This is a genomic window from Serratia sp. AS12 (assembly GCF_000214195.1).
In the GTDB taxonomy this organism is placed as follows: Bacteria; Pseudomonadota; Gammaproteobacteria; order Enterobacterales; family Enterobacteriaceae; genus Serratia; species Serratia plymuthica.
This window is the reverse complement of the sequence record NC_015566.1, coordinates 196912-219481: the sequence shown is the minus strand read 5'-3', so window position 1 is coordinate 219481 and position 22570 is coordinate 196912. Positions and strand designations below refer to the sequence as shown.

Genomic DNA, 22570 nt, shown 5'->3' with positions numbered 1-22570 from the left:
GAACATTTCTCTCGTTACTTCTCGCTGTCGACGAGACCGCGCACAAACCAGCGCTGCATCAGAAGAACCACCGTCAGCGGTGGAATTAAGGTCAGAATCATCGCCGCCATTACCTGATTCCACTGGGTCGGCGCGCCGGAGGTGGAGATCATGCTCTTGATGCCCGCCACCGCGGTCCCCATCGAGGCGTCGCTGGTGATCAGGATCGGCCACAGGTACTGGTTCCAGCCGTAGATAAAGGTGATGACAAACAGCGCCGCCAGATTGGTTTTCGACAGCGGCAGCACGATGTCCCAGAAAAAGCGCATCGGCCCGGCACCATCGATACGCGCCGCTTCCAGCAGCTCATCCGGCAGCGTCATGAAGAACTGGCGCAGCAGAAAGGTCGCGGTCGCCGAGGCCATCAGCGGCAACGTCAGGCCGGTGTAGCTGTCCAGCAGGTTCAGGTTGGAGATCACCTCCACCGTCGGGAAAATACGCACTTCTACCGGCAGCATCAGGGTGAGGAAAATCAGCCAGAAAAACAGGCTGCGCAGCGGAAAACGGAAATACACGATGGCGTAGGCCGACAGCACCGACACCAGGATTTTGCCGAAGGTAATCGCCAGCGCCATGATCACGCTGTTCAGCAACAACAGCGAGAACGGCACCTTGAGGTTGCCCACGCCGCCCTGCCAGATATTGCGGATGTTTTCCCACAGATGGCCGCCCGGTATCAGGGTCATCGGCACCTGAAACACCTGCTTATCGTCCAGCGTAGCGGCGACAAAGGCCACGTACAGCGGGAACAGCACCACCAGCACGCCGATAATCAGCATTACGTGGCTGAAGATATCCAGCCCGCGTCGGTTCTCAATCATTGGTAGCGCACCTTACGTTCGACAAAGCGGAACTGGATCACCGTCAGACCAATCACCAGCAGCATCAGGATCACCGACTGCGCCGCTGAGCTGGACAGATCCAGACCGGCAAAACCTTCGCGGTAGATCTTGTAGATCAGCGTGGTGGTGGACTGTACCGGGCCACCGCCGGTGGCGGCATCAATCACCGGGAAAGTATCGAAGAAGGCGTACACCAGATTAACCACCAGCAGGAAGAAGCTCACCGGGGTGATCAACGGCAACACCAGGTTGAAGAAACGCCGCACCGGGCCGGCGCCGTCGATAGCCGCCGCTTCCACCAGCGAACGCGGGATCGATTGCAGCGCCGCCAGGAAAAACAGGAAGTTATAGCTGATTTGCTGCCACACCGAAGCCAGCACCACCAGGAACATCGCCTGCCCGCTGTTCTGCGCGTGGTTCCAGTTGTAACCCAGTCCGCCAAGGAAATGGGTAATCAGCCCCAGGCCGGGGTTAAACAGGAAGATCCACAATACCGCCGCCACAGCGGGGGCCACGGCGTAGGGCAAGATCATCAGCGTCTGGTAAATCCGGCTACCACGCAGCACGTAATCCACCAACGCGGCGAAGAACAGCGACACCACCAGCCCGATACCGGCCACCAGGAAGCTGAAAATCAACGTGGTGTAAAAAGAATCGAGGTAGTACGGATCCTGGAACAGTTGGCTAAAGTTATCCAACCCGACGAACTGGCTGGACAGGCCGAAAGGATCGAGGCTCTGCACCGAATACCACAGCGCCTCGCCGGCGGGCCACAGGAAGAATATTGCGGTTATCAGCAACTGCGGCAGCACCAGCGCATAGGGCAGCCAGCTGCAGCCAAAACCGGGACGATCTGAGCTCATAATCAGGGACTCATGAAGGCAAAAACGGGTGACTCAAAGCAAGGCGTCGCGAGCAAAGCCAGCCTGGGTGCGGACAGCGCACGGCTCCCGGAACGGACACAAAGTCCATGAGGAGAGCGAACACTGTCCAATCCCAGGCTGGCGAAGCGCAGTAGCCGTTATTACTTGGTCTGGGACTCGAAGCGACGCAGCAACACGTCACCGCGTTGTACGGCAGCGTCCAGCGCCTGCTGTGGCGTTTTCTTGCCGGTCCACACGCCTTCCAATTCTTCATCCACCACGCTGCGGATCTGCGGCATATTGCCCAGACGCAGGCCCTTGGTGAACGGCAATGGCGGCTTGTTCAGCATCTGACGCGTCGCAACGTCGGCGCCCGGGTTCTTGTCATAGAAGCCCTGCTGCTTGGTCAGATCGTATGCGGCGGTGGTAATAGGCAGGTAACCGGTTTTCTGGTGCCATTCGGCGGCAATTGCCGGCTGCGCCAGATACTGCAGGAACTCGGCTACGCCCTTGTAGGTGGCGGTATCTTTGCCGTTCATCACCCACAGGCTGGCGCCGCCGATGATGGCGTTCTGCGGCGCATTCTTGGCGTCGGCGTCGTAAGGCATCATGCCCACGCCATAGTTGAATTTGGCATAGTGTTTAATGTCCGCCAGCGAACCGGAAGAAGCGGTAGTGATGGCACAGTCGCCGCTGTAGAACTTCTCGGTCGATTCGTCCTTACGACCGAAATAGGTGAAATCACCCTTCTTGTTCATGTCCGCCAGCAGTTGGATATGCTTGACCTGCAACGCTTTGTTGAACTCCAGCTTGGCATTCGCACCGCCGAAGCCGTTGTTTTCGGTAGCGAACGGCACACCGTGCCAGGCGCTGAAGTTCTCGAGCTGGATCCAGCCCTGCCAGCCGCTGGCGTAGCCGCACTTCATGCCGGCCTCACGCAGTTTGGCGGTGTCCGCCGCCAGCTCTTGCCAGGTTTTTGGCGGCTGATCCGGGTTCAGGCCGGCTTTTTTGAAGGCATCTTTGTTGTAATACAGCACCGGGGTGGAGCTGTTGAACGGCTGGGACAGCAGATGGCCGCTCTTGTTGTCGGTGTAGTAACCGGCCACCGTCGGCACGAACACCGATTCGTCAAAGTTGATGCCGGCGTCTTTAAACACCTGGTATACCGGTTTGATCGCTTTGCTCGCCATCATGGTGGCGGTGCCCACTTCGTAAACTTGCAAAATCGCTGGCGCCTTGCCGGAACGGTAAGCCGCGATACCCGCCGCCAGGCTCTGTTCGTAGTTGCCCTTATAAACCGGAACGATTTTGACGTCGCTGTGCGACTGGTTAAAGCGGTCCGCCAGGGAATCCACTTCTTTCCCCAGTTCACCTTCCATCGAATGCCAGAACGGGATCTCGGTCGCCGCCAGTGCCTGAGTGCTGACCGCCAGGGTCAACGCGACGCACAGCGTAGTTTTGCGAATAGCGTAGGTGAGCATGCCTAACTCCTGAAAAAGCTGGTGTAATAAGCGCGTGAGCGAAAAGAAACAGTTTTTTGTTCGGAAGTTAACATGCCATGCTCGGATGACAGAAAAATAACTAAAAAATGACAGCGAAGTGACAGAGAGGTGAAGTGCAGGTTGCGGTTTGATGTCGGCGACGAGGCATTTTCCCCCGCCGCCGCGGGGATTACAGTGAACGACGCAGGCGGGCGACCGCTTCTTGCATCTGTTGCTCAGTGGCGGTGGCGAACGACAGGCGGAAGGTTGAACGATCCGGGTTATCGGAGAAGAAATATTCCCCCGGCACGAACACCACACCCTGTTGCAGGGTGGTTTTCAGCCATTCTGTGGCGTTGAACGGCTGACGGAAACGCGCCCACAGGAACATACCGCCCTTCGGCATATCAAAGGTGATGTGTTCGCCCAGCTCTTTCTCCACCAGCGCAGCCAGGATCTCGCCCTTTTGCTTGTAAGCGGCGCGGATCTTTTCGATCTGCCCCGGCAGACGATCCAGCCCCAGGTAGCATTCGACGATGCTCTGCGACAGCGCGCTGGCGTGCAGATCCGCCGCCTGCTTGATGATCGCCACTTTATGCAGCAGGAACTCAGGCAGAATAGCCCAGCCCAGGCGCAAGCCCGGCGCCAGGATCTTGGAGAAGGTCGAGGTGTAGATAATGTTATCGGTATGACCCAGCACCTGCTGCGAAACCTGATGCAGCGTGGCGTTGCGCTCTTCGGTAAAACGCAGCTCGCCGTACGGATCATCTTCGATAATCAGGAAATTGTGCTCGGCCGCCAGTTTCACCAGCAGTTCGCGGCGCGGTGCGCTCAGCGTGAGGCCGCTGGGGTTGCCAAAGTTCGGCACCACGTACACGCCCTTGATGCGCTGGGTTTTCAGCAGTTCGGCAAGCTCTTCAACCACCATGCCGTCGCTGTCGGATGACACCGACATGATGTTGGCTTCCGCCAGTTCCAGCGTCTGCAGTGCCGCCAGATAGGTCGGACGCTCCACCACAAACACGTCGCCTGGATTGACGATAGCGCGCATCACCAGATCCAGCGCCTGCTGGGAACCGGCGGTCACCATCACTTCTTCTGCCGTGGCGACGACGCCGCGCTCGGCGCACAGCTCGCAAATGCGTTCACGCAGCAACGGGCTGCCTTCGGTCAGGCCGTACTGGAAGGCGCTTTTCGGCTGTTCGGTGATCGCCTGATGGGTAGCAATACTCAGCCCTTCAAAATCAAACAGGGCATCAGAGGGGATGCCGCCCGCCAGCGAAATGACGTTTTCCATCTTACTGTGCTTGAGCAATTCGCGGATTGCCGAGCTTTTTACGTTGACGATGCGCTGCGCGAGTAACCCTTCTGTCTTCATTTCTTATTCTCGTAATCGTTATAAATTTTGTAGGGGCAGGGTACACGGCGACCAAGTGACTCGGGCGACCCTATTCGCCCCCACAGGGAAGTGAGTGCAGCCAACAACGCTGTAGCCTGAAAGACGACGGGTATTTAGCCGCCCAGATACGCCGACCTTACTGCTTCGTTTGCTAACAATGCGGCTCCCGTATCTTCCAACACCACGCGCCCGTTTTCCAGTACATAACCGCGATCCGCCAATTTCAGCGCCTGATTGGCGTTTTGCTCCACCAGGAAGATGGTCATGCCCTCTTCGCGCAGCTGCTGAATAATGTCGAAAATCTGCTGGATGATGATCGGCGCCAGCCCGAGAGACGGCTCGTCGAGCAACAACAGCTTCGGCTGGCTCATCAGCGCACGGCCGATCGCCAGCATCTGCTGTTCACCACCGGACATGGTGCCGGAGCGCTGGTTGCGGCGTTCCAGCAGGCGTGGAAACAGGCCGAACACCCGCTCGATACGTTCCTGGTACTGATGACGATCGGCAAAAAAGCCGCCCATCGCCAGGTTCTCTTCCACCGTCATGCGCGAGAACACCCGACGCCCTTCCGGCACTATCGCCACCGCCTCACGCATAATGCGCGAGGTCTGCCACTGGGTAATATCCTGGTCGAGGAAGGTAACGCTGCCTTCGGTGGCGCGCGGCTCACCGCACAACGTGCCGAGCAGCGTGGTTTTACCGGCACCGTTGGCGCCGATCAGGGTGACTATCTCGCCCTGCTTGATGTTCAGGCTAACCTGATGCAGCGCCTGGATTTTGCCGTAATGGGCGGAAACCTGATTAAATGACAACATAATTATTCGCCCAGATAGGCCCGGATAACGTCCGGGTTGTTACGAATTTCTGCCGGGGAGCCCTGCGCCAACGGCGTGCCCTGATTCACCACGTAGATACGATCGGAAATGCCCATCACCAGCTTCATGTCGTGCTCGATCAGCAACACCGACACTTTATGCTGGTTGCGCAGCTCGACGATCAAGTGGTCCAGCTCGTCGGTTTCCTTTGGGTTCAGGCCCGCGGCGGGTTCGTCCAGCATCAGCAGTTCCGGGCGGGTCACCATGCAGCGCGCAATCTCCAGCCGCCGCTGCTGGCCGTAGGCCAGATTGCCCGCCGAACGGTTAGCCATCTCGAGCAGGCCAACCCGTTGCAGCCACACGGATGCACGTTCCAGCGCATCGGCTTCGGCACGGCGGAAGGCTGGGGTTTTCAGCAGCCCGGCGAATACGCCGCTTTTCAGGTGCTGATGCTGGGCGACCAGCAGGTTCTCGATCACCGTCATTTCGCGGAATAGCCGCACATGCTGGAAAGTACGCACTACGCCCATACGGGCAATCGTCTGTCCAGGCAGCCCTTCCAGATGGCGATCGCGCAGTTTGATGGTACCGCCAGTGGGGCGGTAGAAGCCGGTCAGGCAGTTGAACACCGTGGTTTTTCCCGCGCCGTTCGGGCCGATCAGCGAAACAATTTCGCCTTCGTTCAGCTCGAGCGCCACATTATTCACCGCCAGCAGGCCGCCGAAACGCATCGACAGCCCTTCAACTTTCAACAGAGGTTGCGTGCTCATGCCTGTTCCTCCTTGCCGGCCGTTTTCAACTTCAGCTGCGGGCGCTTCATCGGCAGCAGTCCTTGCGGCCGCCAAATCATCATCAACACCATCAATGCACCCAGCAGCAGCATGCTGTATTCGTTCAGATCACGCATCAGTTCGCGCGACACTACCAGCAGGATAGCCGCCAGGATCACCGCGAACTGCGATCCCATGCCGCCCAACACCACAATCGCCAGCACGAAGGCCGACTCGACGAAGGTGAAGGACTCCGGGCTGACAAAGCCCTGACGCGCGGCGAACAGCGTGCCGGCAAAACCGGCGAAGGCGGCGCTGATGGTAAAAGCGGTCAGTTTGATTTTGGTCGGACTCAGGCCCAGCGAGCGGCAGGCGATTTCATCTTCACGCAGCGCTTCCCAGGCGCGACCCAATGGCATACGCAGCAAGCGGTTGATCACAAATAGCGTCAGTACCACCAGCAGCAGCGCCACCAGATACAGGAATACGATGCGATCGCTCGGATCGTATTTCAGGCCGAAGAAATTATGGAAGGTATCCCAGCCGCCGTCACGCGCGCTGCGGTTGAACTCCAGCCCGAAAAAGGTCGGTTTCGGGATTTGGCTGATGCCGTTCGGCCCGCCGGTGATCTCGGTGTTGTTCAGCAACAGGATACGTACGATCTCACCGAAGCCCAGCGTCACAATCGCCAGGTAGTCTCCGCGTAAACGCAGCACCGGGAAACCGAGCAGGAAACCGAAGATGGCGGTGACGATGCCTGCCAGCGGCAGGCTTTCCCAGAAGCCGAGGCCATAATAGTGATTCAGCAACGCATAGGTGTAGGCGCCGATGGCGTAGAAGCCGCCGTAACCCAGCACCAGCAGGCCGGACAGCCCTACTACCACGTTCAGGCCCAGGCCGAGCATCACGTAGATCAACGTCAGGGTGGCGATATCCACCGAGCCGCGCGACACCAGAAATGGCCAGGCGATCGCAGCGACAATCATCGCCGCCGCCAACAGCTTCTGGCGTGAGGTAGTGCCGTCAAAGCTCGGCAATACAAAAGAGGGGCCGGAGAGTTTTTTCAGCCCCTGCTGCATCAGCGGGCGCAACAGTTGGAAGAAGAAAACGATGACGCAGCCGATGCCGATCCACATCCAGCGCACTTCCGCCGCACCGTGAACCACCAGCTTGGTACCGTCCAGACTCAGTTGCATCCCCATCAGGAACGACGCCATCACAAACAGCACCACCGAGGCTATCAGCGCGTTAAGCAGATTGAGTTTCATACCTTCTCAACCTCCGGGCGCCCAAGAATGCCGGTTGGCATGATCAGCAACACCACGATCAGCAGCGCGAAGGACACCACATCCTTATATTCGGTGCTCAGGTAGGCTGAGGTCAGGGCTTCTGCCACCCCCAGCACCAAGCCGCCGATCATCGCGCCGGGAATGCTGCCGATGCCGCCCAGCACCGCCGCAGTAAAGGCTTTCATCCCGGCCATAAAGCCGATGTACGGGTTGATTACGCCGTAGAACTGACCAAGCAGCACGCCGGCCACCGCCGCCATCACGGCGCCGATCACGAAGGTCAGTGAAATCACCCGGTCGGTATTGATGCCCAACAGGCTGGCCATCTTCAAATCTTCCGCGCAGGCGCGACAAGCGCGGCCCATGCGGGAATAACGGATAAACAACGTCAATGCCAGCATCGCCAGGAAGGTGACGACCCAGATAATCAGCTGCATGGTGCTGATGGTGGCGGCAAAGCCATTGCTTTCACCCAGCACCCACTGGCCGGTTACCAGGCTTGGCAACGCCAGATCGCGCGAGCCCTGCGTCAGGCTGACGTAGTTTTGCAGGAATATCGACATGCCGATGGCGGAAATCAGCGCTATCAGGCGCTTGGAGTTGCGCACCGGCTTGTAGGCCACCCGCTCGATGCTCCAGCCGTAGGCGCTGGCGATCACGATCGACACCAAAAACGCGGCGCCAATCAGCAGCCAGCCGACGTCGATACCGAGCATCATCAGGGCGGCGATAACAATAAAGGAGACATAGCTGCCGATCATATACACCTCGCCGTGGGCGAAGTTGATCATGCCGATAATGCCGTAGACCATGGTGTAACCGATGGCGATCAATGCATAGGTGCTGCCCAACGTGACGCCGTTGAACATCTGCTGCAGAAAATAGAGAACCTGCTCTGACATACTCTGACCCTTGGCTGCGAAACCTGAACGCGAAGATCGTTCAGGTAAAGGGATACGGGGCCGGCAAGCCGGCCCGCGGGCGCAGCATGCTGCACCCTACCCTGATTATTATGGCTTATTTAATCGGTGTTGATGTGCCGTCTGCATGCCACTCAAACACGCCGAACTCGAAACCTTTCAGATCACCCTTCTCATCCCAGCTCAGCGGCCCCATCACGGTGTCCACCGGCTTGCCGGTTTTCAGATCCTTGACGATGTCGGCCGGCTCCTGGCTGCCGCTGCGCTCCATCCCGGTAGTCAGAGATTGCAACGCTGCGTAAGTGGTCCAGACGAACGGCCCGGTAGGATCCAGCTTCTTGGCTTTCAGTGCATCCACAACAGGTTTGTTGGCAGGTACCTGATCGTAACGTTTAGGCAGGGTCACAAGCATGCCTTCTGAGGCGGCACCGGCAATGTTGGACAGCGAGGAGTTGCCCACGCCCTCTGGCCCCATAAAGCGGGTGGTCAGGCCTGCCTGTTTCGCCTGGCGCAGGATCTGCCCCATTTCCGGGTAGTAGCCGCCGAAGTATACGAAATCGACGTTTTCTTTCTTCAGGCGCGCCACCAGAGTGGAGAAATCTTTATCACCGGCGGTGATGCCTTCAAACATCACCACGTCGGTACCCTGTTTTTTCAGGCTGTCGCGCACCGAGCGCGCCAGGCCTTCGCCATACTGCTGCTTGTCGTGGACCACGGCAATACGCTTGGGTTTGATCTCGCTGAGGATGTATTTCGCCGCGGTCGGGCCCTGATCGGAATCCAGCCCGGTGGTGCGCATGATCATCTTGTAACCACGGGTGGTCAGATCGGCGTTGGTGGCCGCCGGGGTAATCATGATCACGCCTTCGTCTTCATAGATATCGGAGGCCGGTTGAGTCGAGGACGAGCACAGGTGGCCGATCACATAGCGAATACCGTCGTTAATCACCTTGTTGGCAACCGCAACGGCCTGTTTTGGATCGCAGGCGTCATCGTATTCTACGCCGACCAGCTTATCGCCCTTGATACCGCCCTTGGCGTTGATATCGGCAATCGCCTGACGGGCACCGGTAAACTCCATATCGCCATACTGCGCGACCGGGCCGGACATCGCGCCCACGATCGCCACCTTGATGTCTTTCGCCATTGCCGAATGACCGATAGCCATCGCAATACAACCCGCCAACAGCGCCTTACCTTTTGTTAATTTCATTCGCAAATCCCCATCTGTCGTTGTGAACGTACCTGTTGTGTTTGCCTGCACCTGACCCTTATTTACTGCTTTTATTCATAAGTAATAATGATTTAGGTGATTTTATGGCAATATTTTCTAATAAGACTTTATTTTTCATACCATTAAACAGGAATTTTCTGCTGCAAATCAACTTGAACAATCAGAAACAAGCGGTGTAAACAGGATAAAATCCGGATTAAATCTGCGCTGTTTTGCATCAGGCACAGCGCGTTATGCTGGTTATTGATCCATTAACAATTCATTTACTCGGAAAATGAGTGCTGCAAAAAACATTTTGCGCAGTAATCGTACAGAAAAACTTACACAACGCTCTGTGCAAGATCTATTACACTGTCGGCATCGATTAGCCGTTCGGAAATTCTGCATGAAACTGACTATTGAGCGATTAACCACGCTGTCCCCGCAAGACCTTATCGACCTCGGTAAAATCTGGCCGCAACAGCAGCCACAGCAATGGCAGAGCTGGCTGGACGACGATCGGGCCCTGTTCGCCGCGCGCTTCAACGAACGGCTGCTGGGTGCAGTGAAAATTGCGCTGGATGGCGATAACGCCCAACTGCAGGATTTGCTGGTGCGTGAAGTCACGCGCCGTCGTGGCGTCGGGTTGTATCTGGTGCAGGATGCGCAGCGCCAGCTACCGCAAGTCGCTCACTGGCAGCTTTCTACCGCCGGCCTGACGCCGCGCGAACGCGGTGAAGTGGATAACTTTATGCGCGCCTGCGGTTTCACCCAGCAAGGCGACCTCTGGCAAAAATGAAACGCGGGCTGATGGCGTTGCTGCTGTTGGCGCTGGCGTTAACGGCCTGGTTCGGCGGCCGTCACCAGGCGTTACGGCTACCACAGCCCCGGGACAACCAGGTTTATATCTGGCAGCGGGTCTGGACGCCGCAACACGCCACTGCGCTGGCGCAAAGCCGTGACCTGTTCTCTACCCTGCGTGTATTGGGTGCGCAAGCGCATCCGCGTGAAGGCTGGCGCGAAATCCCGGTCAATCTACCGCAGTTGCAACAGGATGGCCGCCCGCTGTGGCTGGTGGTCCGTTTGGATGGGCAACTGGCGCAACTCGATGCACCGGTTATTCGCCAGCGCCTGGTAAAACAGGCTCAGCAATGGCAGGCCGCCGGGTTGCAGGTGATAGGTGTCGAAATAGATCATGACGCCGCCACCGCTCGCCTGCCTGACTATCGCTATTTCTTGCAACAGCTGCGCCGACAGCTGCCTTCCTCCTTACAACTCGGCATTACCGCATTACCGGCCTGGATCGGCTCACCGGCACTGCCCGGCGTGTTGCAACAGGCAGACAGCTCGGTGTTGCAGGTACATGCGGTGCTCTCGCCGCAGCAGGGGCTGTTCGCTGCCCCACTGGCGCTGCGCTGGGTAAAACAGTATGCAAACATCACGTCCAAACCGTTCAGAGTGGCGCTGCCGGCCTACGGTATGGGCCTGCTGGGCGTTGATGCGCAGGGCGCACAGGTTGAGAGCGAAGCCTCACTGCGCGTGGCGGGCAATCCCCGTGAGCTGACGGTAGCGCCGCAACAAGTGGCCGATTTTCTGCAACAATTAAACGCCCAGGCCACACCGCATCTGCGCGGCATTATCTGGTTCCGGCTGCCGCTGACGGGCGATCGCCGCGCCTGGTCGCTCAATACGCTGCGGGCGGTGATCGAGCAACAGCCGCTCAGCGTCAGTTGGCAGGTAAAATTTAGCCCTCAGCCACAGCAAAATGGGCTGTATGATCTGATAATTCATAATAACGGGCCGGTTGATGCCCCGCTGCCTCGTGAAATTACCGTCGCCGCCACGGACTGTCTGGCGGCGGACGCGGCGGGCAACTATCGGCTGGAAAGCGAGTCTCAGCGGCAACGCTTTGTCCTCATCAGCGGCGATCAGCTGCGCGCCGGGCAATCCCGGCCGCTGGGCTGGTTACGCTGCCAACAATTGACGCCAGGAGGCACTCTTGTCATACCCTGATGCACACGCGGTACGCAACCGCCACGGCCGGTATCTCCCACTCGCCGCCCTGATCGGCTCAGCGCTGGCGATGCCCATTAACGGTTTCGCCTGCGGGCCGGATTTTCCCAACCGCTTGCTGACCGATCGCAACGGTACCCTGTTGTATATGCCGGAAGGTAATTTTGCCTTTGAGGCCAGCCGCCTGGTCGCGGTAGATAATCAACTGCCGCGGTGGAAAGCGCCTCCACCGGCGACACCGCCGAAACCGATGCCGCTTTCACCGGAAACAATCATTATCGGCAAAATGCGCGCCGCCAAGACCGTCGAGGAGGCCGATGCGGTCAATTCTCAGGGGTTGTCAGACGCCGCACGCCTTTATCAACTCGGTGCCGTGGCCTTTGCCGGAGCGGATCCGCGTGCCGCAGAGTATTTCCAGCAGGTCTTGGCCCTGCCCACAGCACAACAGGGCGACTGGGGACTTCGGGCGCAGTATTCGCTCGGACGGGTTCTGATGGATGACCACGGCACGCCGGAAAATGAGTCCGATACGCCGGCTCCGGCGGTTAAACGCCCGGCTAAGCCACAGTTAGAGCAGGCGCAGGCGGCTTTTCAGCAGGTGATTGACCGGGTTAAAGCCGGCGCTGCCGATCCTGATCAACTGGCGCTGAGCAGCCTGGGGCAGCAAGCGCGCATCCAACTGTGGCTGGGCAATATCGCCCCGGCGGCGCAACTGTACGCCCAGCAGGCGGCGCAGGGCGATCAAAACGGTGGGTTGTCGTTGCAGTACGTCTCCAGCTATCTGGTCAATCCTGACCACTTTGACGCGCTGAAACAGGCCATTAGCGATCCGGTGATCCAACAGCTGGTGACCATCGAACTCTTTGCGCGCGGCAGCAATTTGCAAATGTCGGATACCGATGCCACCGGCACCCGTTCGAAACAGATAGTCAGCCAAATTCTGACGCTGCTGAACGCCTCGGTGAAAAGCGGTTTCAGCGGCAGTGACCGGCTAGCGGCACTGGCTTATCGCGCCGGGCAATATCCCATGGCGGCCAGCCTGTTAAAACATGCCGGTGACAGCGGGCTGGCGTGGTGGCTGCGCGCCAAAATGGCGCTGCGCGACGGGGATGTTAAAACCGCTACCGCCGCCTATGCCAAAGCGGCGGCAGCCTTCCCCTCCAGTGAAAGCTGGGGCGAGCAGCGCAATGCGGACTTTACGCCGGAAACCATCGTGCCCGAATGCCGGGTAGCCGGGGAGCAGGCGATCCTTGCCTTGGATCGCGGCGACTATCTGCAGGCGATGGATTTTCTGTATCGCGGCAAAGAGATTTATTGGGCAGATGTCGCCGACGTGGCCGAGCGGGTGCTGACGATCGACGAACTTAAAGGCTTCGTTGATAAACATGCGCCGGCGCCGGCAACGCCGCTGAAACCCGTCAATCCCGATGAGTACAGCGGCCAGCCACTGACGCCAGAGGTACAGCTGCGCGAGCTGCTGGCACGGCGATTGATGCGCGCCGGACGTCCTCAAGAGGCCATGGGCTATTTCGACATCCCTAACTATCGTCAGGTGGCGCAGCAGTACGCCGATACGCTGAAAACCGCGCAGGACAAAACCGCCGACAAACTGGCGCGCGCCAAAGCCTATTACCAGGCGGCCACGCTACTGCGCACACAAGGGCTAACCTTCACCGGTTACGAGATGACGCCAGATTACGCGATTTATGACGCGGGTTATTCCTATCTGGGGGATGCCTTTGATACCCGCGAACTCAAACATAAGAGTTGGATCAGCAGCGCGGAAGCGGCACGGGCCAAAGCAGCGCTACCGCCACAGGACAACCGCTTCCTGCATTATCGCTGGCAGGCGGTCGACCTTGCCCAGCAAGCCGCCGATTTGTTGCCACCAAAAAGCCAGGCGTATGCTGCCGTGCTATGCAATGCCGCCGGTTGGGTTATTAAACGCGACGCGAAAACCGGCCAGGCGCTGTATCAGCGCTATATCAACACCGGCACCCGTTATTCCTGGGCCAACAAGTTTGGCTATAGCTGCCCGGTGCCAGACTTCGCTGCCGTTACGCCATAGCGCCGAATTTCAGGTACAAAAAAGCCCGGCTAGCCGGGCTTTTTAACGCTTACGCGGGATTAGGCTTCGATCGCCATTTTCAGTTTCTTCATGGCATTTTTTTCCAACTGGCGAACACGCTCAGCGGAAACGCCGTACTGATCGGCCAGTTCTTGCAGCGTGGACTTGTTATCGTCGTCCAGCCAACGGGCACGAATAATATGCTGGCTGCGCTCGTCCAGACCTTCCAGCGCATAGGCCAGTTTGTCTGCGGCGTTGCTTTCCCAGTTATCTTCCTCGATGCCTTCGGCGAAGTCCGAGCTTTTGTCTTGCAGGTACAGAACCGGCGCCATCGACTGACCGTCGCGCGCATCGTCGTCCGGCGTGGGATCGAAGGTCATATCCTGCGCCGCCATACGCGACTCCATCTCACGCACGTCTTTGCTGGTCACACCCAGCTCGCGGGCCACCAGCTCCACCTCGTCCTGATTGAACCAGCCCAGACGCTGCTTGGTTTTACGCAGGTTAAAGAACAGCTTGCGCTGTGCTTTGGTGGTGGCAACCTTGACGATACGCCAGTTGCGCAGCACGTATTCGTGAATTTCTGCCTTGATCCAATGCACCGCAAAGGACACCAGACGCACACCAACTTCCGGGTTGAAGCGGCGTACAGCTTTCATCAGGCCGATATTACCTTCCTGAATCAGGTCTGCCTGCGGCAGGCCGTAACCAGAGTAATTACGGGCAATATGAGCGACAAAGCGCAGGTGAGACAGGATCAGCTGCTTAGCGGCTTCCAGATCGCCCTGATAATGCAGCCGTTCAGCCAGCTCCCGCTCTTCCTCTGCCGTCAGCATCGGATAGGTGTTGGCGGCCCGGATATAGGCTTCCAAACTGCCCTGGGGCACTAAAGCTAAAGTTTGCATTTCTTTGGTCATTCAAACCCTCTCTTGAGAAAACAGGTCATGCAGGTGATGATTCACGGCGGGGAAAAGATTGATTTTACGGCAGTTGCTGTTGCAAAAGCGGTCCACACGCCGGGCACCCTAACATTTTGCTGCAAATTTTGACCGTGTTCCGCCCTATAAGTTCACTGTTTTTCGACAGCATTGCACATGACAATACGTGACGAAAGTTGAGACCGATAGGGAATTTGTGCGCTAAGAAGAGACTGGATGGTGCTTGCTTTACTGCCGGTAACTCTTCTCCCGCAACACGCTCGGAGCAGCAAAAGAAGAGTATACCAAAAAAACTTTATTGTGGTGTAAATCGACGTAAATGTTGCACCGTCGCCAGCCAGGCGGCGATCCAGCCGATCATCGCGGAGATAATCAGCAGCAACAGCGCCTCATCCCACCCCAGCCCATGCAGGGTAAAGGTGGTGCCGAACACTTTCGCCACGCCGGTCACCACCGACTCCAGTTTCCACACCAGCGCCCCGGAGAGAAGCAGCGACAGCAGCGCGCCGAAAAAGCCCAGCATCGCTCCGCCGTTCAGGAATGGCCGCAGGATGAAGCCGTCGGTCGCGCCGATCAGCTTCATCACATTGATGGTGTCACGGCGGCTGAAGATGCTCAGACGCACGCTGTTGCCGATCACCAGGAAGACCGCCACAATCATCAGAACACCGATCATCGCCGCCACCTGGCCAACCAGCCCGGTGAGCGCCGCCAGGCGGGCAAACCAACTGTCATCCATCCGCACTTCGTCCACCCCCTGAACCGCCGCCACGCGATCGCGCAGGGTATTGAGGGTTTCCGAACTCTGGAAGCTCATCTTCGGCGTGATGATGGCCACGGCCGGCAACGGGTTCTCTTCCAGCATATCCAGCGCACCGCCGAAGCCGGACCAGTTGCGGAATTCGCCCCGGGCCTCTTCGCGCGACAGGTAATTCACCTTCTCTACGCCGGCTTCCGCCTTGATGGCGTCAAGCACTTTCACTGCGGCGTCATCATCGAGAGATTTATCCAGATACACCGTCAGCTGCGGCGTCGGATACCACTGGGTGGCTGCAGTGCTGACGTTTTTCCAGACGATATAACACACGCTCGGCAGCGTCAGGGAGATGGCGATCACCATCACCGTCAGCAGCGTCGCCAACGGTTGACGCAGCATGTCCTTGATGGCGTTCATCCAGGCATAGCGCCACTGTTCACGCCAGCCGCCACGCAGCGCCTTGCTCTTGGCGTTTTTTGCATTATTCGCCATGATGCGCTCCTCCAGCCATACGGCCCTGGCTCAGGCTCAGAATGCGGTAATTGCGACGGGCGATAAGCCCGGTGTCGTGAGTGGCCATCAGCACGGTAACGCCAACACGGTTAAATTCTTCAAACAGGCGCAGAATGCCCTCCGACAACGCATCATCCAGGTTACCGGTGGGTTCGTCCGCCAGCAGCACCGCCGGTTTGTTCACCACCGCACGGGCGATGCCCACGCGCTGCTGCTCACCGCCGGACAGCTGAATCGGGAAGTTTTTCGCTTTATCCAGCAACCCGACCTTGTCCAGCGCGGCGGATACGCGGCGGCGGATGTCTTCAGTGCTGGCACCGGCGATGATCAGCGGCATCGCCACGTTGTCATAGACCGTGCGATCCAGCAGCAGATGGTGATCCTGGAAAATCATGCCGATCTGACGACGCAGGAACGGCACCTCACTGTTTCTCAACCGGCTGATGTCGTGGCCACCAAACCAGATATGGCCGGCGCTTGGTCGTTCGATACCACAAATCAGTTTCAGCAGGGTACTCTTCCCCGCGCCGGAATGGCCGGTCAGAAACGCCATCTCCGCCGGGCGCAGATGGAAATCTACCCCCTGCAGCGCTTGCCGTCCGCCCAGATAAGCTTTACTGACCTGTTCAAAGCGAATCATCCGTATTAATCCTCTCGGGCAAAAAGTGCCTCAATAAAATCGTCAGCCTTAAATGGCCGCAAATCTTCGATACCTTCCCCAACGCCAATATAGCGAATCGGGATTTCGAACTGATCGGCAATGGCGAAGATCACCCCACCCTTGGCGGTACCGTCCAGTTTAGTCAGCGTGATACCGGTTAAGCCCACGGCTTCATTAAATAATTTCGCCTGGCTGACAGCATTCTGTCCGGTGCTGGCATCCAGAGTCAGCATAACCTCATGGGGGGCCTGGTCGTCCAGTTTTTTCATGACGCGGACGATCTTCTTCAGCTCTTCCATCAGGTGCGCCTTGTTTTGCAAGCGGCCGGCGGTATCTGCGAGCAGCACGTCAATGCCACGCGCCTTGGCGGCCTGCACCGCGTCGTAGATCACCGAAGCGGAGTCTGCGCCGGTATGCTGCGCCACCACCGGAATACGGTTGCGTTCGCCCCACACCTGCAATTGCTCCACCGCCGCCGCACGGAAGGTATCCCCCGCCGCCAGCATCACCGATTTGCCTTCCGCCTGGAACTGACGAGCCAGCTTGCCGATGGTGGTGGTTTTACCCACGCCGTTCACCCCAACCATCAGAATGACATAGGGGTTTTTACCGCCAACATCCAGAGGTTGTTCAACTTTAGTCAGAATTTCAGACATTTCCTCCTTCAGCTTGCCGTACAGCGCCTCGGCGTCTTTCAACTGCTTACGGCTGGCGTGCTGGGTCAGGGAGGTAATGATTTTACTGGTGGTTTCCACGCCGACGTCGGCAATCAGCAGCTGTTCTTCCAGCTCTTCAAACAGATCGTCGTCGATTTTCTTGCCACGGAACAGGCCGATAAAACCGGAACCCAGGTTCTGCTTGGTTTTCACCAGGCTGCGTTTCAGACGGGCGAAGAAGCCTTCTTTGGTCGGGCGTTCCTGCTCTTGAGTTACCGCCGGGGCCAGCAGGTCCGCTTCCGCCGATTCAGGCTCTCGTTCTTCTATTGTTTCAGCCACGGCAGGGGCGATGATAACCGGCGCCAGCGCAACGCTGGCCGGCAGAGGCTCTGGCTCTGGCTCTGGCTCAACCGCAGTTTCAACCACTTCCGGCTCAGGTTCAACGATCGGCTCAGGCTCGACAGCAGGCGCAGATGCGATGAGTTCAGGTTCAACGGCAGGCTCAGGGGCAATGATCGCAACCGGCTCGGCGATCTCTTCATTAACCGGCTGCTGCTGCGCCGCCACCTGCTCGGTGAGGGTAACCACCTCTTCCGCCAACGCTTGCGCCGGGGTGAAATGTTCAGCGACGACAGGTACGCTTTCGGCGATATGCTCGCCGGTCAGGCTGCCGTCCCATTCCCCTGGGGTATCAACGGAGGCGGCAGGTTCAGATTCCTGGGCGGGGAGCTTGTCGTCCAGCGGGGTGGTTACCGGTTCAACCGGTGTCTCCACGGCCTGATTTTCCGTCTGCTCTACCGACGGCTCAGGTTGCTGTTGCTCTTCTTCCTTCTGGCCGAAGCCCAGCCAGGAGAAAAACCCACGTTTCTTATCTTTTGCCATGTTATGACTCTACTCCGTACCGAAGGCTTGCTTATGCTGACAATAATCCGCCGAGTCTATCACTTTCCCTCGCGCAGCAACACGCATCCGGTATGCTTTCCACTGTGAAATCAGGCAACAAAGTTTTACCGTTCCCCCCGGAGCGTCTCACCGGTAGAATAGGTGCAACTTTTCGTTAACTCGTGCGGCCTCACGGCCAGAGAAAGAAATAAAGCAAACCTATGACAAGACTAACGCCACGGGCGTCGGCAAAAAAATCGCCCCAGGCCGCGGCCGGGCAGATCCGCATTATCGGTGGCCAATGGCGCGGGCGTAAACTGCCGGTGCCTAACAGCCCAGGGCTGCGCCCGACCACCGACCGCGTCCGAGAAACCCTGTTCAACTGGCTGGCGCCGGTCATTCAGGGCGCGCGCTGCCTGGACTGTTTTGCCGGCAGCGGCGCATTGGGGCTGGAGGCGCTGTCACGCTATGCCGGCAGCGCCACGCTGCTGGAGTTTGAACGCCCGGTAGCGCAGCAACTGGAGAAAAACCTGGCACTGCTGCAGGGTAAAGGCACGGTGGTCAACACCAACACGCTGAGCTGGTTGGCAGGCAACGGCCAGCCGTTTGACGTGGTGTTTCTCGATCCGCCGTTCCGCAAAGGGCTGCTGGCAGAAACCGTCACCCTGCTGGAACAGCAAGGTTGGCTGGCCGATGAGGCTTGGATTTACGTAGAGGCCGAGGCGGAAAGCGCTGCGGCTGACGTGCCGGCCAACTGGCAATTACACCGGGAAAAAGTCGCCGGTCAGGTGGCTTACCGGCTTTATGTTCGTTCGCAAGAGAAAACCAACAATGCTGATTAATCTGGGCCGCCTGCTGATGCTGTGCGTATGGGGCTTTCTGCTCTCCAATCTGTTCCACCCTTTTCCCAAGCCGCTGAAATATTTCATCGACGTGGCGCTGTTCTTTATGGTGGTGATGCACGGGCTGCAACTGGTGTTGCTGAAGTCTACCCAGCCGAAAGATCAGCCGATAAGCTACTGGCAGGAAGCCAAGATCTTCGTCTTTGGCGTCTTCGAGCTGCTGGCATGGCAGAAAAAACAGCCACCGATCAAAAGGAAATAGGTTATTGGGCGATAAAGGAGACGAAGCGCGTGCCCTGCATGCTCAACGTGCCCTGCGCGCCCTTTTCGATCGGGTTGTACTGCCACTGTTTCAGCCGTAGCCGAATGTCCTCGCCGCCGCGCAACGGACTGAACACCACCTCATAATGCATCGGCTCATTGACCCTCTGTTCGCGCTGGCGCGAACGGGTGGCAGCCACGGGAAATTCGCGCTTGTCGCTAACCTCGACCTCTAAACTGCGCACCGGCGCGCGGTCATTTTCCGCCTCAACGCGGCGCTGGTTGAAGTAACGGTGCGTCGCCAGCACGGCGATCAACGCAATGACAGCGACAAAAAACAGCGGCGGCTTACTCATCTTTCTTCCCATTCCCTTCGCGGCTAAATCAGCGTAAACATAGCATTCTCAAGAAAGCATTGTCGATTGCAGGCGCGCTGCCTACACTGCACGTAGGAAGTGACACTGGTGACAATTTGGAGCCGAACTCTGCGGTTCCCATAATGAATAAGGAAGACACAATGAGTTGGCCGTTCCTTGCCGTATTCTTTTCCGGTTGGTTGTTCGTAGACGCCTCCTATCGCGGGCCACGCTGGCAGCGTTGGGTGTTTAAACCGCTTACTCTGCTGCTGCTGTTGCTGCTGGCCTGGCAAGCGCCGGTGCTGGGCGCCGCAGGGTATCTGATCGTCCTCGGCCTGGTGGCGACGCTGATCGCCGACGCCCTGCTGCTGCTGCCGCGTGAGCGCGTGTTGTACGCCATCGGCGCATTTTTCCTTTCGCACCTGCTTTATACCCTGAGCTTCGCCAGCCAGATGAGCTTCAGCCTGTTTTGGCCGCTGCCGCTGGCGCTGCTGATTATCGGCGCGTTGCTGCTAGCGACTATCTGGACCCGGCTGGAAGAGATGCGCTGGCCAATTGCCACCTACGTAGCGATGACATTGCTGATGGTGTGGCTGGCGGGCGAGCATTACTTTATGCGCAGCACCGATTTCAGTTTCTCGCTGTTGGCGGGTACCTCATTGCTGCTGCTGGCCAACGTGGTATGGCTGATTAACCGCTACCGTTTTAGTTTCCGGGCGGCGGATGCGCTGGTGGCGTTCTGCTACTTCTCCGGCCATTTCCTGATCGTACGTTCGTTGTACCTGTAAATGTCCAAGGCGGGTTCGGGCGACCGAACCCGTTTTATTACGCCAGCGCTTTCAGAGTCAGGCCGTCATCCGCCCCGAGTTGATTGCGGTAACTCTCGCCGTCGCGCGAAAAGAACGCCAGCGTACTGCCATCGGCCTGCAACAGGGCGATGCCATCCGGCGCCGGGCGCCAGCCGGCCACCTCCGCCGTAAACACCTTTTTCAGACAGTGCTGACTGTCCACCAACTGATAACCGTTGATTTCGCTTTGTTCGCCAGCCAAAAATTCAATCTGACACTGTTGTTCGGCATCGGCGATCAGCCACTGCCCCGCCAGCGACTTCGCGGAGGGAAGAACCAAACTGCTGGCCATAACTGCCCCCGTAACCATTATGTTCCCCGCCATGACGGCGGCACGCGCTAAGCTGCCTTTCATGTTAACTCCTGCATAACGTCCGGCCAGGCTGCACCGGACGTTACCCTCACTGTTAAACGATAAAATCAGTGGCGACGTCTACCTGTCCCACGATCTTCACCAGGAAGTCCGGTGCCTGCTGGCCTCCGATATTCAGTGCCAAATCGCTGACGTTGTTTGACGCATTGTAAGACAGCAAGGCTTCGCCCGCTGCACCGCTGAAGTGATCGACGAAGTGGATCTGATCGCCGCCCTGCGCTCCTTGATTAAAGAACGACAGGTCGATTTTATCGGTACCTTTCTGGAAATCGCGGATCCAGTCAGCAGCGCCCGGCTTGGAATCGCTGACGGCGGCGAAGACAAAGGTATCTTTTCCGACGCCGCCCCACAGTTCATCGGCACCTGCGCCGCCGAACAGAATGTCGCTGCCCGCGCCACCCTTCAGCACGTTATTGGCCGCATTACCGACGATAACGTCGTTGCCCGAACCGCCAATGGCGTTCTCAATGGTGACGCCCGCCGCGATCGACACGTTACCTTTCAGCCCACCTACGTCCGAGAAGGATTTCTCGTTCAGATTGATGCGCTGGTTGGCCGTGTAGCCGGAGAAATCGAAGGTATCATTGCCGCCCGCATCCCAGGCCGCAAAGATCACTTTCTGCGCGTTGCCGGTGGTGCTGAGGAAATCGCGGCCGGTATTGGAGTTGAAGCCGTACACAGTGTCACCGGTACGGGTCGACAAGTTGGCACCGTACAGGTGCTGGATGGCGGTAATGTCATCCAGCAACGGTGCCGCCGCGTAGTGGCCGCCGTTGTCACCGCCGGTATTGGTTTCACTCCAATAGCTCATCAGGCTGAACTCGCGGGAATCCTCGCCGTATACAGCATCGCGGCTATAGCTTGGCACGCCTTCCCCGGCGTTGTATGGGCCCGGATGGCTCAGGCCCAACGCATGGCCAATCTCATGAGTGAACGTCTGGCGACCGTAATCTTCGCTTGCCGGATGTTGAATATTGGACTGATTAACGTTGTACCAGGTCTGGCCACCTACGTTCTGGCCCTGATAGACGGTATTCGGCAGGAGAGCGTAGGCCTGTGTTTCATAATCATATTGGCCAGTGTAATCCTTGCTGTAATTACCGAAGGTGATATTGGCCTTCTGATTGGCGGCCACTTCGGTGAAAGTGATATTCGCCACGTCAGACCAGGATTGCAGCGACAGTTTGGCCTGCTGCTGTTGCTCCGCGCTGAACTTGCTCAGCCCGGTATCGCCGCCAACGTTGCTGGAAGAAAACTTATAGTCCGGGAATGAGAACGTTAATTTGGCCGGTTGACCAAAAACCTTATAACCGTTCCAGGTTTGGTTCTCACGGGTAATAAACAGCCCAGCCTGTTCGGTAGAAAATGAATCCTTACCATTAACCTGAATCCCGTTGCCACGCTCGTGGTAATGCAACAGATCTTCTACAGCATTATAGCCGGAGCCGGTAGCGGCAAGACTGGATTCAGTAACTTCAATTGCCTTTTTAGTTGATTGCATTGGTTCGATTCCACTCATTAGTTGATTGTTATCAATCAGACAGATAGACATAACCTGCCAGCAAGCCACGGCAGACGAATCACCGGCTTGCTGGAAGGGGCTTATGCGCCGTTACCGGCAGTGTGTTAGATAGAATTAATGCATATATATCAGTAAATAATATTACCAACAGAAATGGTAATCGATTCCAATTATAGGCAGACACTTAAAACTGAACACAAAATAATCAACTATATATTTTTATAACGAAAGATATTTATGCTATTTTTT

General features: G+C 57.7%; 22 protein-coding genes. 6 read left to right on the top strand and 16 right to left on the bottom strand.

The window, feature by feature from the left end:
* Window positions 1-14: 14 nt before the first annotated feature.
* The 9 genes from ugpE to SERAS12_RS00925 form a co-directional block, all read right to left on the bottom strand.
* Window positions 15-860, bottom strand: coding sequence for a sn-glycerol-3-phosphate ABC transporter permease UgpE (ugpE, locus tag SERAS12_RS00965; protein WP_013811091.1), 846 nt, complete (start codon window positions 858-860; stop codon window positions 15-17).
* Window positions 857-1744 (bottom strand): sn-glycerol-3-phosphate ABC transporter permease UgpA, encoded by an 888-nt coding sequence (gene ugpA / locus SERAS12_RS00960; protein ID WP_013811090.1) that lies wholly within the window; start codon window positions 1742-1744, stop codon window positions 857-859. Before ugpA ends, ugpE begins: the two co-directional genes overlap by 4 nt.
* A gap of 161 nt (window positions 1745-1905) precedes the next feature.
* Complete coding sequence (ugpB, locus tag SERAS12_RS00955; protein ID WP_013811089.1) at window positions 1906-3225, bottom strand: sn-glycerol-3-phosphate ABC transporter substrate-binding protein UgpB; 1320 nt, start codon at window positions 3223-3225, stop codon at window positions 1906-1908.
* Window positions 3226-3415: 190 nt separating this feature from the next.
* Window positions 3416-4603 (bottom strand): PLP-dependent aminotransferase family protein, encoded by a 1188-nt coding sequence (locus SERAS12_RS00950; protein ID WP_013811088.1) that lies wholly within the window; start codon window positions 4601-4603, stop codon window positions 3416-3418.
* 134 nt (window positions 4604-4737) lie between these two features.
* Window positions 4738-5439: a high-affinity branched-chain amino acid ABC transporter ATP-binding protein LivF gene (gene livF / locus SERAS12_RS00945; protein WP_013811087.1), complete on the bottom strand. Its 702-nt coding sequence runs from the start codon at window positions 5437-5439 to the stop codon at window positions 4738-4740.
* 2 nt (window positions 5440-5441) lie between these two features.
* The gene (gene livG, locus SERAS12_RS00940; protein WP_013811086.1) at window positions 5442-6209 is read right to left on the bottom strand and encodes a high-affinity branched-chain amino acid ABC transporter ATP-binding protein LivG; all 768 of its coding nucleotides are present in this window, start codon (window positions 6207-6209) and stop codon (window positions 5442-5444) included.
* A complete protein-coding gene (locus tag SERAS12_RS00935) occupies window positions 6206-7477 on the bottom strand; it encodes a high-affinity branched-chain amino acid ABC transporter permease LivM (protein ID WP_013811085.1) in 1272 nt (423 codons plus the stop codon). Before SERAS12_RS00935 ends, livG begins: the two co-directional genes overlap by 4 nt.
* On the bottom strand, window positions 7474-8400 hold the full coding sequence (livH, locus tag SERAS12_RS00930) for a high-affinity branched-chain amino acid ABC transporter permease LivH (RefSeq protein ID WP_004950984.1): 927 nt from the start codon (window positions 8398-8400) through the stop codon (window positions 7474-7476). Before livH ends, SERAS12_RS00935 begins: the two co-directional genes overlap by 4 nt.
* A gap of 115 nt (window positions 8401-8515) precedes the next feature.
* The gene (locus SERAS12_RS00925; RefSeq protein WP_013811084.1) at window positions 8516-9631 is read right to left on the bottom strand and encodes a branched-chain amino acid ABC transporter substrate-binding protein; all 1116 of its coding nucleotides are present in this window, start codon (window positions 9629-9631) and stop codon (window positions 8516-8518) included.
* 406 nt (window positions 9632-10037) lie between these two features.
* Here SERAS12_RS00925 and panM point away from each other — a divergent pair, with 406 nt between their 5' ends.
* Genes panM through SERAS12_RS00910 form a run of 3 tightly spaced genes read left to right on the top strand, consistent with a single transcriptional unit; the run spans window position 10038 to window position 13712 of the window.
* The gene (gene panM, locus SERAS12_RS00920; RefSeq protein WP_013811083.1) at window positions 10038-10430 is read left to right on the top strand and encodes an aspartate 1-decarboxylase autocleavage activator PanM; all 393 of its coding nucleotides are present in this window, start codon (window positions 10038-10040) and stop codon (window positions 10428-10430) included.
* On the top strand, window positions 10427-11644 hold the full coding sequence (locus SERAS12_RS00915) for a DUF3142 domain-containing protein (RefSeq protein WP_013811082.1): 1218 nt from the start codon (window positions 10427-10429) through the stop codon (window positions 11642-11644). Before panM ends, SERAS12_RS00915 begins: the two co-directional genes overlap by 4 nt.
* The gene (locus tag SERAS12_RS00910; protein ID WP_013811081.1) at window positions 11631-13712 is read left to right on the top strand and encodes a hypothetical protein; all 2082 of its coding nucleotides are present in this window, start codon (window positions 11631-11633) and stop codon (window positions 13710-13712) included. The genes SERAS12_RS00915 and SERAS12_RS00910 overlap by 14 nt, the downstream gene beginning before the upstream one ends.
* A 59-nt stretch (window positions 13713-13771) precedes the next feature.
* On the opposite strand, the gene rpoH is transcribed toward SERAS12_RS00910, so the two are convergent.
* The 4 genes from rpoH to ftsY all read right to left on the bottom strand — a co-directional run bounded on the left by rpoH (window position 13772) and on the right by ftsY (window position 18119).
* Window positions 13772-14629, bottom strand: a complete 858-nt coding sequence (rpoH, locus tag SERAS12_RS00905; RefSeq protein WP_004950979.1) for an RNA polymerase sigma factor RpoH — start codon at window positions 14627-14629, stop codon at window positions 13772-13774.
* Between the two features lie 316 nt (window positions 14630-14945).
* A complete protein-coding gene (gene ftsX / locus SERAS12_RS00900; RefSeq protein ID WP_006323072.1) occupies window positions 14946-15899 on the bottom strand; it encodes a permease-like cell division protein FtsX in 954 nt (317 codons plus the stop codon).
* A complete protein-coding gene (gene ftsE / locus SERAS12_RS00895) occupies window positions 15889-16560 on the bottom strand; it encodes a cell division ATP-binding protein FtsE (RefSeq protein ID WP_013811080.1) in 672 nt (223 codons plus the stop codon). Before ftsE ends, ftsX begins: the two co-directional genes overlap by 11 nt.
* A 5-nt stretch (window positions 16561-16565) precedes the next feature.
* Window positions 16566-18119 carry a signal recognition particle-docking protein FtsY gene (gene ftsY / locus SERAS12_RS00890; RefSeq protein WP_013811079.1) on the bottom strand — a complete coding sequence of 518 codons (1554 nt, stop codon included), beginning with the start codon at window positions 18117-18119 and terminating at the stop codon, window positions 16566-16568.
* A gap of 221 nt (window positions 18120-18340) precedes the next feature.
* On the opposite strand from ftsY, the gene rsmD reads away from it, so the two are divergent.
* Together rsmD and SERAS12_RS00880 are read left to right on the top strand one after the other, a co-directional pair.
* A complete protein-coding gene (gene rsmD, locus SERAS12_RS00885; protein WP_013811078.1) occupies window positions 18341-18961 on the top strand; it encodes a 16S rRNA (guanine(966)-N(2))-methyltransferase in 621 nt (206 codons plus the stop codon).
* On the top strand, window positions 18951-19223 hold the full coding sequence (locus SERAS12_RS00880) for a DUF1145 family protein (RefSeq protein ID WP_006323063.1): 273 nt from the start codon (window positions 18951-18953) through the stop codon (window positions 19221-19223). Before rsmD ends, SERAS12_RS00880 begins: the two co-directional genes overlap by 11 nt.
* A gap of 1 nt (window position 19224) precedes the next feature.
* Here the strand turns inward: SERAS12_RS00880 and SERAS12_RS00875 are convergent, their stop codons facing one another.
* The gene (locus tag SERAS12_RS00875; protein ID WP_013811077.1) at window positions 19225-19578 is read right to left on the bottom strand and encodes a DUF2500 domain-containing protein; all 354 of its coding nucleotides are present in this window, start codon (window positions 19576-19578) and stop codon (window positions 19225-19227) included.
* 161 nt (window positions 19579-19739) lie between these two features.
* Here SERAS12_RS00875 and SERAS12_RS00870 point away from each other — a divergent pair, with 161 nt between their 5' ends.
* Window positions 19740-20366, top strand: coding sequence for a lysoplasmalogenase (locus tag SERAS12_RS00870; protein WP_004950964.1), 627 nt, complete (start codon window positions 19740-19742; stop codon window positions 20364-20366).
* A 37-nt stretch (window positions 20367-20403) separates the two neighbouring features.
* Here SERAS12_RS00870 and SERAS12_RS00865 read toward each other — a convergent pair whose 3' ends face one another.
* Both SERAS12_RS00865 and SERAS12_RS00860 read right to left on the bottom strand, forming a co-directional pair.
* On the bottom strand, window positions 20404-20781 hold the full coding sequence (locus tag SERAS12_RS00865) for an AprI/Inh family metalloprotease inhibitor (protein WP_013811076.1): 378 nt from the start codon (window positions 20779-20781) through the stop codon (window positions 20404-20406).
* A 52-nt stretch (window positions 20782-20833) separates the two neighbouring features.
* The gene (locus tag SERAS12_RS00860; protein WP_013811075.1) at window positions 20834-22300 is read right to left on the bottom strand and encodes a serralysin family metalloprotease; all 1467 of its coding nucleotides are present in this window, start codon (window positions 22298-22300) and stop codon (window positions 20834-20836) included.
* Window positions 22301-22570 lie beyond the last annotated feature (270 nt).